A 6,822-nucleotide genomic window follows, 5' to 3' on the forward strand; every position below is an offset into this window, starting at 1 on the left:
CCAGACTTGGTGACCCTGTTCGGTCCGCAGCGGCTGGACCCGCCGAGGTGGTACCCCGGTGTCAGTCATGGTGCACAGATCTCCCGCCTCCCACCCGGCCCGCCTGCTGGGTGTCCTCGCACTGCTGGCGCTGGTCCCGCTGCAGGAAGCCGCGGCGGCGCCGGCCGGCGCCGACGCGAGCCGGGCCGCGACGACGCCCAAGGTGTTGGTGGCCCTGGAGAAGAGCCGGATCACCACGCGGCAGCACGCGCGGGTCAGGGTCGTGGTCGACACGCCGGCCGGGGTGACGAACGCGACCGAAGCGATGCAGCAGAAGACCTTCGGGCGCGTGAAGGTCGTCGTCAGGGGCGGCGGGAAGACGCGACAGGTGCTCGCCACCATGGCCGGACACCGGACGGTGGTGGGCCTCCCGAAGCTGCCGCGGGGCTTCTACAAGGTGCGCGCAGAGTTCCTCGGCAACGCGGCCCTCGACGCGGCGAGCTCGCGCTACAAGAAGCTGATGGTCGTCAGGGGCGGCGCCGGCGGCGACGGTGGCCCCTCGGGCTTCCCCGACGCCGGCAGCACCGGCGTGCCGGCGGGGATCTCCCTCAAGCCCTACACCGGCCCCTGCACCATCACCACCGACAACACCGTCATCGACTCCAGGACGGTCGGCTGCACGATCACGGTGAAGGCGAAGAACGTCGTCATCCGCAACTCCTCGCTCAGGAACGTCTGGCTGGACCAGGACGAGATGCACGCCCTGGGCCGGAGCGGGTGGTCGGTGAGCATCGCCGACAGCACCGTCGACGCCGGCACTGCGGACGGCCCGGGTGTCTGCTGCGGCAACTACGACGTCCTGCGGGTCGAGATGAAGGGTGGCCACAACGGCGCCCAGTGCGAGAACGGCGCAAGCTACTGCAACCTGACAGACTCCTGGATCCACGGGCAGTACGAGCCGGCCGGCGGCCAGCGTCACCTCGGCGGGTTCCTCAACGACGGTGGGACGCCGTCGACCCTGGTTCACAACTCGATCACCTGCGACGCGCCGGCGCAGAACGACGAAGGGGGCTGCACCGGTGACGTCAACCTGATCCCGAACTTCGGGGTGATGGCCAACGTCACCGTGGAGCGCAACTGGTTCGGCGCGAACGCCAACAGTGCCTACTGCACCTACGCCGGGGCGACCCCTGGACTGGCGAGCTACGCCCAGCAGTCGAACCACATCGTCTATCGGGACAACGTGTTCGAACGCGCCGACTCCATCGCCGACCCGGCCCCCGGGCAGCCGGGGAAGACCAGGCGGTGCGCGGCGTACGGGCCCGTCACGGGCTTCGACCCGAACGGCGCCGGCAACGTCTGGTCCGGGAACACCTACGACGACGGGACCGTGGTCAAGCCGGCGAGGTGAGCGTCGTTCGGCGGTCCTGCAGCGCGCCGAGCAGGTTGACCATCAGGGCCACGGCGCTGGAAGCAGGTGCGTCCTCGCTCGTCGCCATGGCGTCGAGCCAGCTCCCGTCGAACACCTCGAGACCCTCGAGCGGCTCGAGCAGGGCCGGGTTGTCGCGCCAGTGCGCCACGACTTTGGCCGCCAGGATCTCCCCGCCCGCGGGTGGCCGGTTGTGCCCGCGCAGGCGCTGCGCCACCTTCCGGCCGGCCTTGCCGAGTGTGGTCGTCGTCTGCTGGGCGGAGTTGCGCACGGAGCGATGGGCGTAGGCCGCAGGCGGGGGCCGGCCGTCCAGCGGGATCGCGCCGAGCTCGGTGTCGAGCTCGAGCTGGAGCCGGCTGAGGAACCGCGAGTTGCGCTTGTCGAGCGGCGAGAGGGCCGTCGCGATGGAGATGAACCGGTCGTCGAGCATCGGGTTGACGACCTCGCGGTCCAGGCAGACCGCGGTCTCGGTCACGCCGCCCCAACGCTGCATGCGGTGGTGGAGGTAGAGGTCGTCCGTCGCGGCCATCCACGCTCGGCCGGTCTCGGTGAGGACGCGCACCACCTCGCTGGTGGCGAAGTCGCGCGACCACTGCCCGAAGGACGGGCTGAGCGCCTCGGCGGGGACGCCCTCGTTGACGAACATCCGCCAGTGGGCCAGTCGCTGCGCTCGTCGCGGCGAGACCGGCGCCCGGGTAGGGAGGCCGAGGTAGTAGAAGCCGCGGGCCACCTCCCCGCCCAGCCCGGAGATCCGCGGACCCGGCTCGGAGCGCGCCTCGGCGTAGGACAGCGCGGCGTGGGCGAGTGGGTCGGCCGAGTAGTCGAGCCGCCGGGCCGCCTCGAGGCACAGCTCGAGCGCGGTGGCCGGGTCGAGGTCCTCCAGGCCGGAGAGCGAGAGGAGCTCGTGGCGCATCCCGAAGCGGGTGGCGAGCGCGGCCGCGATGTCGACGTCCGGGTCGCCGGCGACGCCCAGCGTGACGACCCGGAGGCCGCGCCGCTGCGCTGCCGGGACCGCGCTCAGCAGCAGCCGGGAGTCCTGCCCGCCGGTGAGCTGGAGTCCTGCGTCCGGGTGGTCCTCGAGGTACGCGGCCAGGTGGGTCCGCAGGATCCGCGCGGCCGCACGGACGGCGTCGTCGAGGTCCCACCGCCCGGCCGTGCCGGACCTGCCGTACGTCGTGAGCGTGACGGCGCCGTCCTCGACAGTGGCGATCTCGCCCGGTGCGAGCTTGCGCACCCCCTCGAACAGCGTGCGCTGGTCGAGCTGCCAGCCGAGTGAGCTCTGGACCGCCACCGCCTCGAGGTCGAGACCGGACCCCAGCTCGGCCGCGCAGCCGTGGCTCGAGGTGGAGACGACGGCGGCCCCGTCCCGGTGGGCGTGGAAGACGTGACGGAACCCCAGGTAGTCGGTGGCCACCGTGGCGCCGCCTGCCGGCGTCGCCACCGCCGCTGCGAAGGTCGGGAGCACCTCCGCCAGCCCGGCGAGGTCGCCCCGGAGCAGGTCGGCGACCTCGGCCGCCGAGAGGTCCCGCTCGTGCCGGCGCGCCGAGGCGGCCAGCAGCAGGGCGCGACCGCGGTCCCACGCCGGGAGGCCCCAGGTCTCGACCGCGTGGTCGCCCGGCCCCCGGGAGCGGGCCAGGAAGCCACGCTGGTTGATCAGCCGCATGTCAGCCCCCGACCGGTCGAGAAGCGCCATGCCGCCCTCCTCGGCCGCTCAGACGACGGTCGGCATGTCGACCGGCGTGATCGGCGCGCCGCCCGGGCTGGGCTGGTCTCGCCACAGCGCCCACGGGCTGCAGCCGCGGCGGTAGAGGTCCTCGAGGTAGGTGCGCTCCTTGAGGGTGTCCATGGGCGCCCAGAAGCCGTCGTACGGCACCGCGCGTGTTCGGCCGTCCCGGGCCGCCTTGACGCAGCCGTCCATGACGAGGTCCTCGCCCTCGTCGAGGTAGTCGAAGATCCCCTGGCGGAGCACGAAGTAGCCGCCGTTGATCCGGAACGGCAGGTCGCCGGCGGGGACCAGGTCGGTCACCCGGCCCTCTCCGTCGGTCTCGACCACGTGGAAGGAGTCGCCGGGCTTGACGGCGATGAACTGCGCGACCGCGTCGGTCTCGCAGAACTGGTCGATCAGGTCGTTCATCGGGGCGTCGGTGAGGACGTCGCCGTAGTTGGCGAGGAAGTACTCGTCGCCCTCGAGGTAGGGGCGCACCCGGCGAAGCCGCTCACCGATCGGCGTGTCCATGCCGGTGTCGATGAACGTGATCGTCCAGTCGCTGATGTCGGTGCTGAGCATGTCGACGTGCTTGCCGCCCTTGGTCAGGACGAAGTCGTTCGAAGCGGTCTCGCGGTAGTCGAGGAAGTAGTCCTTGACCGCGTTGGCGCCGTGGCCGAGGCACAGGATGAACTCGGTGTGCCCGAAGTGCGCGAAGTAGCGCATGATGTGCCAGAGCACCGGGCGGCTGCCGATCGGCATCATCGGCTTGGGCAGCGACTGGTTGTCGGCCCGCATCCTCATGCCGAGCCCGCCACAGAAGAGAACGACCTTCATCGTGCGTCCTTTCGCCGAAGGTCCGAGGGTCGCGAGCTGCCCGTCAGCTCGTCGAAGACCGCGAGGTACGCCGGCGCCTGGTGCTCCCAGGCGAGCTGGCTCTCCACCCGCTCGCGGCCGAGCTTGCCCATCAGCGTCAGGGAGGCCGGGTCGTCGAGCAGGCCGACGAGCGCCTCGGCGAAGCCCTTGGCGCCCGACGCCGGGTCGGCGTAGACCGCGGCGTCGCCGGCCGAGACCCGGGTCTCCACCAGGTCGAAGGCGACGACCGGCAGCCCGAAGGCCATGTACTCCATCGTCTTGTTCATGGTCGAGACGTTGTTGAGCGGGTTGAGCGGATCGGGGGAGAGGCCCACGTGAGCGGTCGAGAGCACGTCGGCGACGTAGGCGTCGGGGACCCGCCCCGGGAGCTCGACGAAGTCCTGGAGGCCGAGGCGGTCGCGCTCAGCGACCAGGTCCGCGTGCGAGTCGCCGCCGCCCATCAACGTGAACGAGATGTCGGTGCGCCCGAGCGTGTGCACGATGTGGTCGGCCGCGGCGAGCGCCACGTCGACGCCGTCCTGGGGACCCATCACGCCGAGGTAGGCGACCAGGTGGTCGCGCCCACGGCGCTCCGAGGGCACCGGCGCACCCGGCTTCATGACCTCGGGGTCCGGACCGGTCCGGACCACGGAGACCTCGTGGGGAGCCTTGTCACCACGCTTCAACGCGATGCCGCGGTAGGACTCGTTGGTGGAGGTCACCCGGTCCGCGGTGCGGAACGTGGCGCGCTCCAGCAGCTTCAACCCCTTCAGCGCGAGCGGCGAGCCGCCGGGGAAGCGCGACTCGAACAGCTCGGGGCACAGGTCGTGGTGGTCGAAGACGAAGCGTGACCCGTCCCGCATCCGGAACCAGCGGGCCAGCGGCCAGAAGATGTCCGGCGGGTTGCAGGCCTGGATCACGTCGAACCGGCCGCTCCGGCGAGCCTTCAGGGCCAGCCGGGCGGTGGCCAGGAACGAGTAGGCGTACTCCAGCACGTAGCCCAGCGCGCTCCCGCCCGGAGCGTAGGGGCGGTAGCCGTGGATCGTCACTCCGTCGACGACCTGGAACCTGCCGGTGTCCTTGCCCCGCGGGCAGACCACGGTGACGTCGTAGCCCGCGTCGCGCAGCGTCTGGCACTCGAGCCAGACCCGCCGGTCGAAGGGGACGGGGAGGTTCTGGACGATGATCAGGACGCGCGGCGAGTGCGTCACCAGCCCACCCCGCTGTATCCGGGCATGGCCTCGACCACGGCGCCGAGCCGGCCCGACAGGTCGATGATGTGCGGCGGAGCCACATCGCGCAGCGCGGCAGTCACAACGGGCCCGTTCGCGGAGACCAGCGCCACCTCGGCACCCGAGAGCGCCTCCTCGGGGCTGCAGGCCAGCAGCCGGTTCAGGTGCGGGAGGCGGGCCTCGACGTGGCGCCGGTTGGCGCCCACGAGCCGGTCGGGGTTGATGATCGGGTCGTAGATGCGCACCTCGAAGCCCTTGCCGATCAGCCGCTCCGCGAGCTCGACGTTCGGGCTCTCCCGGAGGTCGTCGGTGTCGGCCTTGAAGCTCAAGCCGAGGAGGGCGACCTTGCGCTGCCCGGTGGCGATGACCCGCTCGACGATGTCGCGGATCACGAGCTCGTTGGTCAGCGACGTCCCCGCGAGGAGCGGCGCGTCCACGCCGTTCGTGCGGGCCATGTACTGAAGCGACCTGAGGTCCTTCGGCAGGCAGCTGCCGCCGTAGGCGAAGCCCGGGCGGAGGTAGGTCGGGGCGATGTTCAGCTTGGTGTCCTCGCAGAAGATCTCCATCACCTCCCGCGAGTCGACGCCGAAGCCTCGGAAGATCCGGGACAGCTCGTTGGCGAAGGAGACCTTGGTGGCGTGGAAGGCGTTGCACGCGTACTTCAGCGACTCCGCCGTCGTCGTCGCGACGTGGCGGGTCTCCAGGTCGAGGAAGGAGAAGAGCTCGGCGACCGTGGCCGCGGCCCGCTCGTCGGAGGTCCCGACCACGACGAACGGCGGCGCGAAGAAGTCCTTCACACTGACGCCCTCGCGCAGGAACTCGGGGCACATCGCCGCAGCGACCTGCCAGCCGGGCACCGGCTCGGCGAACACGGGAGCGACCACGCGGTCGACCGTCCCCGGAGGCACCGTGCTCCGTACGACCACCGCGTGGAAGCCGCCGTCCGGTGGCGAGACCCGGGTCATCGCCTCGCGGATCTCGACCGCCACCTTCTCGATGTAGGTGAGGTCGGTGCTGCCGTGGCTGCCCGACGGCGTACCGACGCAGATCAGTGAGAGGTCCGCGTGTCCGATCGCCTCGGCCGCCGAGGTGGTGGCCCGCAGACGGCCGCTCTGCGCACCGGCCTGGATCAGCTCGACGATCCCCGGCTCGACGACCGGGCTCTCGCCGGCGTTGATCGCCGCTACCTTCGCTTCGTCGACGTCGACCCCGATGACCGAGTGGCCGCAGTGGGAGAGCCCCGCTGCGGTGACCGTGCCGACATATCCCAGGCCGAAGACGGCGACCTTCATTGATCCCCCCGGATCCGAACGAGTAGCGGGCCTGTCAGCCCTCTCATCAGGGTGGTGGGACGTGGTGAGAGGGACGGGGGGCGGCCGTCCAAATACTCAACTATGGGGAAGGTGGGCTGCTCGACGACGTCGACCGGATGTCCCATGGACGAGCGCGGGACCGGGGCCGGCGAAGGAGGCGCGGAACGCCCGGAAATTGGTCGGAGCGGCCACGACAGTGAATCCCCCAACTCCTGTCGTCACCGCTCCGCACTACAAGAGACGCTCGGAGCCGCGCCGCCGTTCCGTGCTGCACTGTTTATCCGCCAAATTCGGTACGCCGCCCGGCTC

At 71.1% G+C, this 6,822-nt stretch carries 5 protein-coding genes; 1 reads left to right on the forward strand and 4 read right to left on the reverse strand.

Translation table 11 applies throughout. The features are described 5' to 3' along the window. The first annotated feature begins 67 nt into the window (after window positions 1–67). The gene (locus tag VFV89_RS14575) at window positions 68–1,390 is read left to right on the forward strand and encodes a hypothetical protein (RefSeq protein ID WP_329706675.1); all 1,323 of its coding nucleotides are present in this window, start codon (window positions 68–70) and stop codon (window positions 1,388–1,390) included. Here VFV89_RS14575 and VFV89_RS14580 read toward each other — a convergent pair. Genes VFV89_RS14580 through VFV89_RS14595 form a run of 4 tightly spaced genes read right to left on the reverse strand, consistent with a single transcriptional unit; the run spans window position 1,374 to window position 6,492 of the window. Further along, window positions 1,374–3,101, reverse strand: a complete 1,728-nt coding sequence (locus VFV89_RS14580; protein WP_329706676.1) for an asparagine synthase-related protein — start codon at window positions 3,099–3,101, stop codon at window positions 1,374–1,376. The two genes, VFV89_RS14575 and VFV89_RS14580, sit on opposite strands and share 17 nt — an antisense overlap. An 18-nt stretch (window positions 3,102–3,119) precedes the next feature. Further along, window positions 3,120–3,950: a sugar phosphate nucleotidyltransferase gene (locus tag VFV89_RS14585; RefSeq protein WP_329706677.1), complete on the reverse strand. Its 831-nt coding sequence runs from the start codon at window positions 3,948–3,950 to the stop codon at window positions 3,120–3,122. Then, the gene (locus VFV89_RS14590; RefSeq protein WP_329706678.1) at window positions 3,947–5,179 is read right to left on the reverse strand and encodes a glycosyltransferase family 4 protein; all 1,233 of its coding nucleotides are present in this window, start codon (window positions 5,177–5,179) and stop codon (window positions 3,947–3,949) included. Before VFV89_RS14590 ends, VFV89_RS14585 begins: the two co-directional genes overlap by 4 nt. After that, window positions 5,176–6,492 carry a UDP-glucose/GDP-mannose dehydrogenase family protein gene (locus VFV89_RS14595; protein ID WP_329706679.1) on the reverse strand — a complete coding sequence of 439 codons (1,317 nt, stop codon included), beginning with the start codon at window positions 6,490–6,492 and terminating at the stop codon, window positions 5,176–5,178. The genes VFV89_RS14590 and VFV89_RS14595 overlap by 4 nt, the downstream gene beginning before the upstream one ends. Between the last annotated feature and the right edge of the window lie 330 nt (window positions 6,493–6,822).

Source organism: Nocardioides sp. (assembly GCF_036274455.1).
In the GTDB taxonomy this organism is placed as follows: Bacteria; Actinomycetota; Actinomycetes; order Propionibacteriales; family Nocardioidaceae; genus Nocardioides.